We start from the raw sequence: 12915 nt of genomic DNA on the forward strand, positions 1-12915 counted from the left end.
CCGCCCGGCTGCCCGCCCGGGCCGCCGACTGGGCGCAGGTCCGGCCGGAGTGGGCCCTCGCCGGCAACGCCGCCTTCATCGCCGCGCCACGTGACCTCACCCTCGGTCTCGACCTGGCGGGCCGTACCTTCCTGCACTCCTACGACTGGACCGGCGACCCGGACGCCGCCGTCCTGGAAACGATCATGACCGGGCCGCTGGTGGTCGCCGCCTGGATCAACCTCCAGTACTACTTCTCGACCGTCTACCCGGACCGCCTGAGCGCCGGCACCAAGACGGTGCACACCGTCCTCGGTGACGGCCTGGGCGTACTGTCCGGCTCGGGCGGTGACCTGCGCACCGGGCTGCCCTGGCAGTCCGTCAGCGACGGCGGACGACTGGTGCACGAGCCGCTGCGACTGCTCGCGGTGGTGTGTGCACCGCAGCACTTGGTGGACGCCGTGCTGCACCGCAATCCCGCGCTACGCCAACTGGTCGAGGGCGGCTGGATGGCCCTGACGGTCCTCGACCCCCGTACCGGTGGATGGTCGGAACCCGACCCGGGCGGAGGCTGGCGGACCGTCGTCGCCGCACCCCTGAGCACCGATGCCCGTCCGGACCGGGCCGACCGGGTACGGATCCCCGTGCCGGCGCCCGTCCGACCGGTCCCCCGTACCACCGACAAGGAGCCCACGACATGAACGAACTCGGACTGACCCGGATGATCAAAGTCGAGGTGGTCACCCGCGCCGACGACGCGGACGCCGTCCGTACCCTGCTGCACACCTCCGAGGTGAGTGGCTGGACGAGCCTCAGCGGCGTCTCCGGCTTCGGCCACCACGGCTCCCACGAGGGTCGACTGCTCTTCAACGACCGGGCCGGACTGGTCATGGTCATCGCCGTCCTGCCGTACGACCGGGCCGCCCCGGTGGTCGCCGGTCTCCGTGACATCCTCGGCGACCGTCCGGGTGTCATGTTCGTCAGCGACGCCTGGGTCAGCCGGCCCGAGTACTTCGACGCCGGTCAGCCGCCCCGCGCGCACCGTTGACCGTGGGGGTGCGGGCCGCCACCCGTGGCGGCCCGCACCCCGTCCCGCGTCGTCGCGGTCAGCGTTGCAGCGTCAACAGACCCGGCCGGTACGGCAGCAGGCCGTAGTCGCCGCCGGAGTTGGGGGACCGTCCCTGGTAGAGCAACTGGAGGTTGCAGGGGTCGACGGTCATGGTCTGGTCGGCGTTGCTGCGGATCAGCTCGCCGTGACTGATGTCGTTGGTCCAGGTGGCACCGCTGTTGGCCTTGCCGGCGAACGGGTTGCTCTCGGTTGCCGCCTGCGGCGTCCACGTACCGCCCAGACTGCTGGACGTGAACGAGCGGAAGTAGCGGCCCTGCGCGCCGATCGCCTCGACGAGCATGAGGTACTGGTTCTGGCCCTGGAGCTTGTAGACCTGAACCGCTTCGAACAGGTTGTTGGTGGTGTCGCTCATGATCACCGTGGACGACGTGCCGAAGTTGCCCGGGAAGTTCCCGATGGGCATGCTGGCCCGGTAGATCCTGCCGTTGTCCCCGGCGAAGAACAGGTACATGTTCGTGTCGTCACCGATGAGCGCCTGGTCGATGGGGCCGGTGGGGGAGTTGGCGATGCTGCCCGTGAAGAGCGCCTGCTGCGACGACCAGCTGTTCACGTTGGTGGGGTCGGTCGACGTCCGGTAGGAGAAGGCGGTCCCACCCCACTGGTAGGCGAGCACCCAGATGTTCTTCGGGGCGAAGTAGAAGAGCGTGGGCGCGACGGCACTGAACGGCATCGTGTTCTGGCTGGCCGAGGCCATCTCGGACCAGTTCGTGAAGAGGCCGAAGTTCATCGATCCCCACGACGTACCCGTGTCGTGCGTGGTGGCGTAGACGAGCTGCCGGCCGTTGTAGGGGGCGTGGGTGAAGTCCTTCAGCGAGACCCATCCCGGCTTCGGGTTCGCCAGCGAGCCCGTCGAGGACCAGCGGTACGTCGACGGAAGGGTGCACGTGCCGGGCGGCGGTGTGGTGGGGTTTCCCCCGCCGTCGACGCGGACGAGCTGCCACTGCTGGTTGTTGCCGTTCCAGTCGTCGTACTGCACGATGTTCGCTCCGTCGGCGGTGGAGGCGCCCTGCACCTCCAGGACCTTGTTGCTGTTGCGGTTGATGAACCGCACGTAGCCACCGGCCGAGTCGGCCAGCCGGAACTGCTGGTTGGCGCCGTTGTGGTCGGTCCACTGGTTGATCGCCGCGCCGTTGGCCGTCGACCAGTTGTAGACGTCCAGCACCTTGCCGGAGTGCCGCGACTTGATCCGGTAGTAGCCGCCACCGGAGTCGACGAACTGCCACTGCTGCTGGTTGCCGTTGTTGCGGGTCCACTGGGTGATCCGCGCCCCGTCGTTCGTCGCCAGGTTGTACACGTCCAGAGCCTTACCGCTGTTGCGGTTGAGCAGGACGTACCACGCGCTCGTGTCGACCGTCGCCGCGGCGGCGGGTGTCGACAGCACCGCTGCGGCGACCCCACCGGCCAGTACCGCCGTCACGCCGGCGGCGACGACCCGCCGCACCCACCCACGCCGCCGGGACGGCGGCGTGACCGATGGAGACCTACCAAAGGCAGACATGATCCTCCTCCAATGACCAAGAGCCGAGCGGTCCACCCGGGAGACGGGCCTACCGCGACGCTTTGACCGGGCGCAGATGCCGAGAGAATGTCAGCGCTCACGCGTCGCCCCTGTGCCCCGAGAGCGCGCCCGATCCAAGGTCCGACGAAGCAGGCTCGCCCGGTAAGCCAGAGCGTCGATGTCCTCGACCATCGACTGTGAGCGATAACATGGCGTTCGTCAAGTCGTAACGTTCCGGCTCTGTTGGCCGACGGCGCGGGGCCGGAGCCCAGGAGGCGCGTTGTGTTGGCGCTAACAAACGTCCCTGTGTGGGACCCGGCCGAGCCGGCCCGATCGGGGGCGCACCGTCGGTGCCGGTCACCACCACCCCTGCGGCGGGGACCGGCATTCCCGACGGTGGTCGCTCAGTCCAGGATCTCGACGTACCCGTCGGTGCCGTGGACGCGGATCCGCTGCCCGTCCCGGATCAGCCGGGTCGCCCGCTCCACGCCCACGACGGCCGGCAGGCCGTACTCCCGGGCGATGACCGCGCCATGGGTCATCAGGCCGCCCACCTCCGTCACCAGACCCGTGACAGCGACGAACAGCGGCGTCCAACTGGGGTCGGTGTACGCCGTGACCAGGATGTCGCCCGGCGCAAGATCGGCCTCTGCCAGGTCCAGGACGACCCGGGCCCGGCCCTCGACGGTCCCGGCGGAGACCGGCAGACCGAGCAGGGCACCGGCCGGCACGTCGTCACGGCGGTACGACCCGGTGACGACCTCGCCGTCCGACGTGAGCACCCGGGGCGGCGTGAGCGCCTGGTACGACCGGAACGCCTCCCGGCGCTGCCGGATGAGCCGGTCGTCCACCCGGTTCGTGCGCACGACGTCGTGGAACTCCTGGAACGTGAGGAAGAAGGCGTCCTCCCGATCGGCGAGCACACGGTCCCGCACCAGGCGGTCGGCCTCTGTCAACAGGGCCTGCTTGTAGACGAAGTAGCGGCTCACGATGTCGTACTTCGGGTACTCCCGGTACCCGATGAAGGTCCGGACCCGGTCGATCATCCGCCGGGCCTCGGTGGCCTTCTGCTCCCCGTCCGGTAGGGCCCGCAGGCGCATCAGCACCTCCTGCGCCTTCCGCTCCGCCTTCTGTCGTCCCTGCTCGAAGCGCCGCCTCGCAGCGCCCGGCGCGAAATTCCGGACGTTGTCCAGGATCACGGGCACGAGGGTGTCGGGGCGCTCCCGCCACCGCGGCCGGGTGATGTCGATCTCGCCGACGCAGCGCATGCCGTACCGGTCCAGGTACGCCTCGATGGCGTCGCGCGCCTCGGCCCCGCCGGCGAACTTCGGCAACTCGTCCAGAAAGTTCCCGTCCCTGACGTCGTGCAGGAACGCCACCACCTCCCGGTGCGGACGGATCACGTCGGCGACGTCGAGGAGCGCCAGCCCCATCTCCGACGTGACGTTGCCGGGGGCGGACAGCGTGAGCGTGTCGGCCGCGTTCTTCTCGCCCAGCCACTCCCGCAGCCTGTCGTTGAGCCACCAGGTGGCCTCCATCCCCGCCATGATCACCTGCACGCTCAGGGGATCGGAGAGGATCCGCCGGTGCTCCTCGAAAGCCTCCAACAGGAAATCGAACAGCGCCGGCCCCTGCTTCGTCCGGATCTCACGGCGCAGCGCGACGACGGATGCCCGGGTACGGTCGACCAGGGTCGTGACGACGGCCGGATCGGTCTCGATCGGGGCGGGTGCGCCGCCGGCCGGCGGCCCGCCGGGACCGTCGTCCGGGACCGACGGGACGAAATCGCCCCGCTCGACGATGGTCTCCAGCGCGTCCCTGAGCAGCGGATCGGACCTGCCCAGCAGCTCCAGGAGGCCGGCGCGGGTGGCCGGCGAGGCCAGCCGCCGGGTGACGTCGACGAACAGCCGCCCACCGGCCTCGTGCATCGGCGCCATGGCCGTCAGCCGCCACATCGACAGCCCCAGGGGCTTCATCGCGTCGGTCATCATCTGCTGGTGACCGACCGAGACGTAGACGTGGTTCTGCTGGTCGTCGGCGACCGGAACGGGGAACAGCGTCGTGATCGGCCGGCTCTGGACGATCTGGAAGTCGTCGTCGACCAGGCACCATTCGATGTCCTGGGGGCAGCCGAAATGCGCCTCGATCCGCCGACCGAGCCGCGCGAGCCGTACGAGCTGCGCATCGGTCAGCGCCGGCTGCGCCTGCCGCGCCGGCTCGACCGCCCGTACCCGCGTCCCACCCGACGGCAGGGCGTGCACGGCCAGCTGCTTGGTGCCGACCATGCGGGCGACGATCCCGCCGTCACGTACCTTGAACACGTCCGGGTTCACCAGGCCGGAGACCAGGGCCTCGCCGAGGCCGAAACCGGCGTCCACGGAGACGACCTTCCGGTCACCGGTGACCGGGTCGGCCGTGAAGAGGACGCCGGCCGCATCCGGGAAGACCATCCGCTGCACGACCACGGCCATCCGGACCCGGCGATGGTCGATCCCGTGCCGCTGCCGGTAGGTCACGGCCCGCTCGGTGAACAGTGCGGCCCAGCACCGACTGACGTGCGCAAGGATCGCGGCCGGGCCGACGACGTTCAGGTACGTGTCCTGCTGGCCCGCGAAGGAGGCCGTCGGCAGGTCCTCCGCCGTCGCGCTGGACCGGACAGCGTAGGCAGCCTGCTCGTCGAGCCGGGCGAGAGCGCGGGTGATCGCCGCCGCGAGATCGTCAGGAATGGCGACGGCTTCGACAACCCGGCGGATCTCCGCGCTGAGCGTCCGGACCGCCTCCCGGTCGGTCGCGGTCAGGCGCGAAAGTTCATCGAGCCGATCGTCGATCGACGGTGCCTCCGCCACGATCCGCTGGAACGCGTCCGTCGTCACGCAGAAGCCCGCCGGTACGCGGACACCGTCGATCCGCGACAGCGCCCCGAGACGCGCGCCCTTGCCGCCGACGATCGCGCTCTGCGTCCCGTCGATCTCGTGCAGGCCCACCGTGTACCGCCCGATCATCGTGCCACCTCCGAGGCGGCCGTGCACCGTACCGCAGCACCGCCCCGTCGAATCGCCGATCTGTCGGCCGTTGCCGATTCTCCGGTGGGGCACATTCCCACGGCAGCGCGTCCCCCGCACTTCGACAACAACATGTGCACGTCGCGCTCCCATTTTTTCGCCGGTACCCGGTCAGGCCGACGATTCTGCGGGACGCCCCGGGCCTTGCCGCAAGCCCCCCGGTGTGCTATATGTTAAAAGTGGCAGGGAGGATGTTCTCCTTGCCTTTTTTGTGCGCTCGGGAAAAACGCGATGAGCGGATCGTGAAAAGGCTGCTGATTCGATGGTGGGTCGGAGCCTGGAAACCGAAACCCGCGCTGGTCCGCCACTCTGGTATGCACCGGATCCACCAGCCCGGCACCGGCGCTGTCGAGCTTTCGTAGCGACCCGCGTACGCGCTTCCCGGGTGACGGGCGCTTCCCCCCCGTTGCGTGACCCCTGCCAGGTTGCCGCGCGCCCGATCACCGACCCGGCGCAGCAGACCGTCGACGGCAGATCCGCATCGGTGGCGCCGACGTCACTGCTCGGGTACGTCGACCCGCTCACCGCGCATGACGCTGCGCTTCCTGGCCTCGAACTCCGCCGTACTCAGTGCTCCGGAGGCCCGCCGGTCAGCCAACTGTCGGATCAGGGCGACCCGGTCGGTCGCCGACCTCCGTCCCGGGCCGTCCGCCCCGGAGCCGGCCAGGTCGGCTTTGAGTACGTCGAACTCCCCGCGGGTGAGCGCACCGATGCTCCGCAGATCGTTCAGGGCCTTCAGCCGCGTCCAGGCATCGCCTGCGGCACCCGTCGGAACGCCCCGACGGTGCCGGTCGCCGGTCCCGGCACCGCCCTTCGTTCGCCGTGACCCGTTGCCGCGTCCACCCCGCTGCCGGACGAGTTGTACGACCCCGACGACCCCGACGACCAGACCCATCGGGATGAACACCCCGGCCACAATGGACGCGCCGAGCCTCGCGTCCGGTGGCATCGAGGGCTGGGTGAGCACCTTGACCAGCAGCGCGGCGCCCCCTCCGGCGAAGCCGGCCGTCCACAGGACCAGCCCGGCGCCCGGTTCGGTGAAGACCCGCCTGCTGACGACAATGCCCAGAATCCACATGATCGCACCGGCCATCGTCAGCCAGAACAAGGCCGTCGTACCCTCCGGGCAGGGACGTGCGATCACATACGAGCCACCCGACGCGCAACTGCCGATGTCGAGCACCTGGTTCAGCCCGATGCCCAGCAGCACGATGCCGGTCAAGCCGATCACCAGGCTCGCGATGTCACGTGCGGCGGTCTTCATCCACGCTCCCAGAGACGATCGAGGCCGCGACGGTAGCAGGCGCCACCAAGGGCGGCACTCCCCGTGAACAGCACCCCTTCCGGAAACCGACGCGTGATCTCGACATGCGCGACCAGCCGTCTACGCCAGCCGTCGACGCCGGACGTCCCGGCGGGCGGGCTCGACGGCCTGGGAACCGGCCTGCTCCCACGTTGAGGCGCGTCAGCTCGGGCACCGGACGGTTCAGATCATCCTTGCGGTTCGGCCGACGCGGTGTTCATCTGGGTTCTCGGAGCGTGACGCGGCGTCGTCAAGGTGAAGAGCCAGAGCCGTCACTCGTAGCCCATGGCCGGGACGACGTCGCCGAGGGCTTCCTCGACGAACCTGCGGGTCTCGTCGTCGAACTGGTCGTCGCGGCTCGTCAACCGGTGCGACTGGAACGTCGAACGGGTGGCGAAGTCGTCGACGCCGAGCCGTTCGAACAGGGCGCGGCGCTGCCCGGGCCAGTCGGCTGCGAGATCTTCTGCCTTCACCTCGATGTAGCGCCGGCCCGTCAGGTCGACCGAGTTCTTCCAGGTGAGCCAACGGTGGTAGACCGGCTTGAGGTAGGCGAGCATGCCGTCGACCGTGGACGGTGCCCATGGTTGGGCCAGGTGGGATGCGAGCACTGAGACCGGATGACGCTTGATGTGCACAATGGTCGCTTCGGGGACCAGTTCCCAGAGAAACTCCATGTACAGCAGGTTGAACGGTGTCTTCTCGCACCAGGTCGGCTTGCCCGCGTCGGCGGCTGCTCCGCCGAAGATGGTGTCGATCAGGCCCCGCAGAATTCCGAGCAGTTCGCCCCGGTCGCGGAAATACCGGGGAAGTACCCGCCGTCGGCTCAGCGGCTCGAACGGCCCGGCAGGCCGGTCGGCGTCCCCGAAGCCTTCCGGCGGCGCAGGCTCGTCGAACGTGTACGCGATCAACTGCGGCCAGAGCTGTTGCACCGCGTCCCGGTAGCGCCGCTCACCGACCAGTTCGGGAACGGTCCTGCCGCGATCGTCACGCCGGCCGGGCACTCGTACGGTGAGGAAGTCGCTCAGCCGGTGCAGGGCGTCCTCACCGACGGTGGGATCGTATCGATCGGTGAGCGCGTCGGCCAGGTCCCGCAGGCCACCGGGGTCGACGAGAAACCTGGTCTCCATGGGAATCCGATGGACCAGCGGATGTTCCCCGATGATGTCCGCGATCCGTGACGTTCCCGAACGACCCGTACCGGCAACGAAGATCGGCGAGGGGGCAGGCATGGCGAGCAGTCCAACTCTCAGCCCGGCGCCTCTGCAAGCCATTTGTTTCCCTTGCCCGTCGCTACGGGTCGGACCCGCGCTCGCACCGAGTGCGTGCCGGGCGTGTCGGCTGCTTGATTTCCGCAACATCAACTGCGGTATCGACTAGATTCTGCGGCATGGGGTTGCTGGACGACGCGGTGGCGGTGCTGGACGAGCGGGGCGTGCTGGAGCCGCTGGGCGGGTTGATCCGGCAGGTGTACCGGCGAGCTGCGGACCGGCACGAGCCGGAGCTCGGCGACGACGCGATGAGTTTCGGCACCACGGTGTGGCGGAACCTGACAAACCTGGGTAAGGCGGCCTTCGAAGGGGTCGACGGGGTGCGGGTGTGGGTGCAGGACAACTCCCTGGAGATCATCTGCGCCGGGTACGTGGTGCGGCTGTACTCGTTGCAGGGTGGGATCGAGTCGATCCGGTGGGAGGGCAGCGAGGCCCGCCTCGGCGGGGCGGTGGAGAACAGCCGCCGTGGGCAGTTGGCCTTCGACGACGCCGAGCAGTTCCCGGAGGTCTTCGCCGGTGTGGTGCCCCCGAAACGGCACCTGCGGGTCGCGCACACCGGTGACCTCACCACAGGTGAGGCGACGGCGTACCTCGGGTTGCCCCGCGACAACCGGGAGGGCGGGTCGCCGTGGTTCGAGGTGACGCTCTGGTTCGGTGATGCCGTTACGGCAGGGACGCCGCTGCCGATCGTCGGCGGACCGGTCGGGATGCCGGGGCAGCGGCACGACGAGTTGCCCGTTTCCGAGCTGCCGATCGAGACGCTGCGGCCCGCTGGCGGCGCCGGCCGTACCCTCGGTGCTGTCGCCGGCCGACGGGCGTGACGGGCGCGGTTCGTCCGCCGGTGCCGGTCACTGTCGCGGTGGCGGGGTTCGAGCCCCACGCGCTGGGGTTGGCGCGGCGGTGGCGGCGGATGCGGAAGAACGAGTTGGCCCGGCAGGTCGGGGTGACGGCGGCGGCGGTCAGCCAGTACGAGCTGGGGCAGGCCCGCCCGTCGGCGGCGGTGCTGGCGCGGTTGGCGTTGGTGTTGGCGATGCCGGTGGAGTTCTTCGCCGCCGGGGTCCCGGCTCCGGCGTCGCCGGGGCGGGCGCACTTCCGCAGCCTGCGGGCCACCAGCCAGGCGGAGCGGGACCAGGCGGAGGCGTTCGGTGAGGTCGCCTGGCGGGTGGTCGAGGTCGTGGGCCGGCAGTTGCGGCTGCCGGAGCTGCGGCTGCCGCAGCTCGACTGGCCGGAACCGGCGGGGGCCGAGGACATCCGCGCGGTCGCGGCGGCGGCACGCGGGGAGTTGGGCCTCGACGACGGACCGGTGCCGCACATGGTGCGGCTGCTGGAGGCACACGGGGTGATCGTGTTGTCCCTGCCGGACGCCTCCGAACGGGTTGACGCGTTCTCACACTGGTACGGCCAACGGCCGTTCGTCTTCCTGAGCCCGGCCAAGAACGACAAGGCCCGCTCCCGGATGGACGCCGCCCACGAACTCGGCCACCTGCTGCTGCACCACGACGCCGAGCCGGGCAGCCAGATCCTGGAACGGGAAGCCACCGCCTTCGCCTCCGAGTTCCTCGCCCCCAGCACGACCCTGGCTGGCGAGCTTCCCGCCCGGCTGGACTTCGACCGGCTGCACGAGCTGAAACGCCGCTGGGGCATCAGCCTGAAAGCCCTCGTGTACCGGGGACACGACCTCGGCATCTACCGGGACCACACCTACCGACGCGGAATGAGCCTCATCGCCCAGTGGGGCCACCCCGAACCCGGCGACCTCGGCCCCCGCGAACAACCCTCCCTCCTCGGCAGGGCCGTCGACCTCCTCGACAAACAACACACCACCATCGAGGACCTCGCCGCGCAGGCCGGCCTACCGGCAACCCTCGCCCGCACCGTGATCGACGCCGCCACCGAACACCTCCCCGAACTACGACTCACCCCAGTCGGCCCCTGACCGGAGCCGGCGCCCTGCCGGCGTCCTACGGCCCCTCAACCGGCGGGACTCCCGCAGCCCGCCGAGGGCGCCTGGGTGTCCGCCTGGGAGTCGGGCCCGGCCACGGTGGACGACGTGCGCCGCCGCATCCGCCCGTTCCCGCCCGGGGACCGACCCGGGCAGGGGCAAGCGGGACGGCTCATGGCCGCGCACAGGAGGGATCCGGCCGCCGCCGCGACGATCGTCAACGGCAGCGCGCTGTTGAGCATCGTCGCCGGAATCTCTCCCGAACCGTACTGGCCCCGCAGCGCCAGCGCCGCGCCATAGGCCACCGCGGTGACGGTTCCGCACGCGATCACCAAGGCCGGAAGCATCGCCCAGGCCGAGACTGCGAGTGTGGTGCGACGGCTCTCGGCAGCCGCATCGACGGAGCGCCGGTGCCGGGTGAAGCTGACGGCGGCGTCGAGCGCACCCGCCACCAGAACGATGACGATGCCGATCATGGCCAGTAGACGCACCCAGCCGGCATCATCGTGGGACTTCCGGACAGCGCCGAGCCATTCCTGACCCGGCAGGCTGACTTCCGGCAGCGCCACGAGCGCGAACGCGGCTCGAGCGATCGCTCGGTAGCCGGACGCGCCGTCGGGGTTCAGGACGAGCAGGGCCCGCAGGCCGTCCGGCTCACCGGCCGGCACCGGTGTTTCGGCGGAGCGGGCCGTGACTATTCCCAGCGTCACGAGCGCGCGACCGAATTCGCTGGGCCGGCTGGTGATCCGATTGATCGGCGTGGGCGCGGACGGGCAGGTGGCAGCGGACCCGAGCTGCGCCAGCGCGGCGCAGGCGCCGGTCAGCACCACCCTGCGGTCGCGGGTCGTCACCCCGAGCACCCGCTCGGCACCTAACCGCTCAACGAGCCGGGCTCGGCCGGCGGCCAGATCACTGCTGGTGATCTGGATGATCCGATCGCCGACGGTGGCGCGCAGGTGGAGGGCCCGGGCCTCCTCAGCGCCGGTACGCGTGACAGTGCACAGGACGACCGTGGAGCCGACGAGAACCAGGCCGAGCAGGGCGGCGAAGCCGGCGACCGGCGCGGACCCGGTGCGGAGCCATCGCGCGGCGGCAGCCAGGTGCTCGTGGCCTCCGGCGGACGCGCCGAGCCGCCGACCGAACGCGACAGCGCCGCGTCGCGCCACGAACGGCGCCGTCACCAGGAGGACGAGACCAGCGGCACCAAGCACCCAGCCACCGAGCGGCATGCCCGTTGCGGCCAGGACCGCGACGATGACGGCGACCGTGGCCAGGCGGCGCGGCCAGGCGCTCTCAGCCGACGGGCCGTCGGCGCGGAGCGGCCGGCCGGCCGAGCGCCGGTGAGCAGTGAGGTCAGATATCGACGCGGCAACGGCGACACCGACAGCCGCGCCGACGACGAGCGCGACGAAACGCTCGAGCCCTCCGCCGACATCGCCGGCCGTGAGCCGGAAACCGGTGATCGGCAGCGTGACGCCGAGCTCGAGAGCCCACCTCCCGAGCGCACAGGCCGTCGCGGCTCCCACGGTGGCGGCGACCAGCGTCTCGATCAAAGAGCGGGCGAGTCCCACTGACGTCCGTTCCTGAGGGCGACGACTTCGCCGGGTCCGCCCGGCGACATGGGCCAGGAGAACGGCGGGTGGACCGGCCAGGCACACCACGAACCCGGCGAACACCTCCGGAGGACGGTCGCGGGCGCTGCTCACCCAGGCGAAGGGGTGGGACTGGCCCCAAGCGGAGATCGAACGCCAACTCTCCGCCGTAGTGGCAGGTGGGTCGACCGGCCGGTAATAAACGAAGAACTCGTTGAGATCGGCCAGGCCGGCGGCCCCGATCGCGCCGGCGAATCTGCCGTACCGGCTTCGCAGGTCCCCCGTCTCGTCGGCGGCCAGCAGGGCCGGAGACAACCACGCCTCACCCGGTTCCGGCCAGCGGGGCAGCCCCGGTGGCGGGGGGCCATCGGCCAGCGGCACCAGGCCGACCACGGAGAACTGACGTCCGTCGAGGACATCACCACTCTCCCCGTAGCGGGCAAGGGCCGGCGCGGCGCCGCTGACCATGACCGGCGACCGTTGGGACAGACGCTCCTGCCGGGCCGCGTCGATGTCATAGCCGCCCACCACGAGCCAACCAACCAACGCCGCCACCGCACCGGTCAGCGCCACGGCGGCGGAACGCACGATGAGGGACACCTCAGTCCAATCGATTGCGCAACGGGTCGGCGGCCGCCGGAGCGACCGCCGACACCTCGGTGGCCCTAGTAACCGGTCCGCACGGTGTTGCCGCAGCTCCAGCCGTACCATTCGCCACGGCAGGCCGCGATGCGGTTGATGAGGGACGACTCGTACGCCGAGTCCGCGCACGTCCCGTTGCCGCCGTAGTTCTCGACGGCGGTTTGGCCGCCGTTGTTCATGTAGTACTCGGCCCTGACCGGCTTGCTGTCGCCCGCGCTGTCGCAGGACGTGACCTTGTGTCCGTAGCTCCAGTCGAAGGCGTACGAGCCGGTGATGCTGGCCGTCACCGCCTGGGCCGGCACCGGCGTCGCCAGGGCCCACGCACCGGCCAGCATCGCAGCCGCAACCCAGGTCTTTGTCACATTCTTTATCAGGCTCTACTGACGTTGTCGTGGGTAGGGGTTTCATGATCGTCCGGGTAGTGGTGGGCACAGGCCGCCGCGTCGGAGCATGGCCATGGTGATCAGGGCGTTGGCGGAGTGGTATCCGTAGCCCTGGCG

The 12915-nt window shown here is 70.3% G+C and carries 10 protein-coding genes; 4 read left to right on the plus strand and 6 right to left on the minus strand.

All coding sequences use genetic code 11. From position 1 onward, the window contains the following. Together GSF22_RS21720 and GSF22_RS21725 are read left to right on the plus strand one after the other, a co-directional pair. Positions 1-680: putative inorganic carbon transporter subunit DabA (locus GSF22_RS21720; RefSeq protein ID WP_208815577.1), on the plus strand; the 680-nt coding region annotated here is incomplete at its 5' end. Further along, positions 677-1027, plus strand: a complete 351-nt coding sequence (locus GSF22_RS21725; protein WP_208815578.1) for a P-II family nitrogen regulator — start codon at positions 677-679, stop codon at positions 1025-1027. The genes GSF22_RS21720 and GSF22_RS21725, both read left to right, overlap by 4 nt. 58 nt (positions 1028-1085) lie before the next feature. Here GSF22_RS21725 and GSF22_RS21730 read toward each other — a convergent pair whose 3' ends face one another. The 4 genes from GSF22_RS21730 to GSF22_RS21745 form a co-directional block, all read right to left on the minus strand. After that, entirely contained in the window at positions 1086-2606 is a 1521-nt protein-coding gene (locus tag GSF22_RS21730; RefSeq protein ID WP_208815579.1) for a non-reducing end alpha-L-arabinofuranosidase family hydrolase, read from the minus strand. A gap of 404 nt (positions 2607-3010) precedes the next feature. Then, positions 3011-5608 carry a rifamycin-inactivating phosphotransferase gene (gene rph, locus GSF22_RS21735; RefSeq protein WP_208815580.1) on the minus strand — a complete coding sequence of 866 codons (2598 nt, stop codon included), beginning with the start codon at positions 5606-5608 and terminating at the stop codon, positions 3011-3013. A 556-nt stretch (positions 5609-6164) separates the two neighbouring features. Further along, a complete protein-coding gene (locus tag GSF22_RS21740; RefSeq protein WP_208815581.1) occupies positions 6165-6932 on the minus strand; it encodes an SHOCT domain-containing protein in 768 nt (255 codons plus the stop codon). Between the two features lie 311 nt (positions 6933-7243). Continuing rightward, complete coding sequence (locus tag GSF22_RS21745) at positions 7244-8098, minus strand: sulfotransferase family protein (protein ID WP_208815582.1); 855 nt, start codon at positions 8096-8098, stop codon at positions 7244-7246. Between the two features lie 260 nt (positions 8099-8358). On the opposite strand from GSF22_RS21745, the gene GSF22_RS21750 reads away from it, so the two are divergent. Together GSF22_RS21750 and GSF22_RS21755 are read left to right on the plus strand one after the other, a co-directional pair. Beyond that, the gene (locus GSF22_RS21750; protein WP_208815583.1) at positions 8359-9060 is read left to right on the plus strand and encodes a hypothetical protein; all 702 of its coding nucleotides are present in this window, start codon (positions 8359-8361) and stop codon (positions 9058-9060) included. A 38-nt stretch (positions 9061-9098) separates the two neighbouring features. Then, on the plus strand, positions 9099-10175 hold the full coding sequence (locus GSF22_RS21755) for a helix-turn-helix domain-containing protein (RefSeq protein WP_208815584.1): 1077 nt from the start codon (positions 9099-9101) through the stop codon (positions 10173-10175). 35 nt (positions 10176-10210) lie between these two features. Here GSF22_RS21755 and GSF22_RS21760 read toward each other — a convergent pair whose 3' ends face one another. Both GSF22_RS21760 and GSF22_RS21765 read right to left on the minus strand, forming a co-directional pair. Then, positions 10211-12373 (minus strand): hypothetical protein, encoded by a 2163-nt coding sequence (locus tag GSF22_RS21760; protein WP_208815585.1) that lies wholly within the window; start codon positions 12371-12373, stop codon positions 10211-10213. A 65-nt stretch (positions 12374-12438) separates the two neighbouring features. After that, a complete protein-coding gene (locus GSF22_RS21765) occupies positions 12439-12777 on the minus strand; it encodes a hypothetical protein (protein WP_208815586.1) in 339 nt (112 codons plus the stop codon). Positions 12778-12915 lie beyond the last annotated feature (138 nt).

It is taken from the genome of Micromonospora echinofusca, assembly GCF_017614955.1.
Lineage (GTDB): Bacteria > Actinomycetota > Actinomycetes > Mycobacteriales > Micromonosporaceae > Micromonospora > Micromonospora echinofusca_A.